Below are 1,025 nucleotides of genomic sequence, written 5' to 3' on the forward strand. Positions count from 1 at the left end.
TCCGGCGTGAACCCGTCCACCCGAAGTACACCAAAGACCTCAAGCCCTATGAGATCGCGACCGGCTTCCGTTACACGGTGATCGCCACGAACACCGTCGGCCGGCAGCTGCAGTGGCTGGATGTCCGGCACCGGGCCCACGCGCACGTCGAGTCCGGCATCCGCAGATCGAAGGCACTGACCCTGCTGCGACTGCCGTCGTTCAAGTTCGCCCTCAACCAGGCCTGGTGCACCCTGCTCACCCTGGCCATGGACCTGCTGTCCTGGCTGCAGCTCCTCGCCCTCGACGGCCGACTGGCCCGCGCCGAGCCCGCCGCCGTCCGCGCCGGCCTGCTCGACGTCCCCGCCAAACTGGTCGACCACGCCCGCCGCCGCGAGCTCAAGCTCGACCCCGCCTGGCCCGCCGCCCAGCACGTCGTCACGGCCTGGGACCGCATCCAGGCCCTGCCCGACCCCGGCTGACCACCACACCGTCGTCCCGGCACACCGGAAGGAAGAGCCCGCAACACCCTCGGCGAGTGGACGCCGACGCCCACCGCGACGACACGCGGCCCACCGGCCTGACCCGCGACGACCGACCCACAGGGCGAACCGCCAGAAACCGGACACCCCAGTCGATCCCCTCACGCCGGCGCGCGCACGTGAATGATCGAGGCGTGGCGGGAACGTCACCGGCGTGATCTTCCACGCGGACCACGGGGCCCAGTACACCTCGGCCGCGTTCGCGCAAGTCTGCGGCCGGTACGGGATCCGCCGGAGCATGGGCCGAGTCGGCTCGTCCTACGACAACGCCCTGGCAGAGAGCCTGTGGCAGAGCCTCAAGCGCGAGGCCATGCACAGCGGGCTGTTCCAGACGATGAGCCAGGCGAGGCTGGAGATCTTCCAGTGGCTCACCTACTACAACGCCCGCCGACGCCACAGCGCGCTGGGCTATCTCTCGCCGCTGGAATTCGAACAGCAGCACCATGCCCCGACTATGCTCTCCCTCGCGGCATGAAACCCCTGTGTCCACCTTCCGGGGGGAGG

Annotated in this window: 1 protein-coding gene and 1 pseudogene; both read left to right on the forward strand. The window is 69.8% G+C overall.

Annotated features, from left to right (window positions below):
• Nucleotides 1-461, forward strand: a 461-nt coding sequence (locus ACFT41_RS32355) for a transposase (RefSeq protein WP_377614120.1), incomplete at its 5' end; no start/stop codon positions are given.
• A gap of 193 nt (nucleotides 462-654) precedes the next feature.
• A pseudogene (locus ACFT41_RS32360) lies at nucleotides 655-996 on the forward strand (transposase); the annotation flags it as partial.
• Between the last annotated feature and the right edge of the window lie 29 nt (nucleotides 997-1,025).

This window comes from Micromonospora sp. NPDC057141 (genome assembly GCF_042670805.1).
Lineage (GTDB): Bacteria > Actinomycetota > Actinomycetes > Mycobacteriales > Micromonosporaceae > Micromonospora.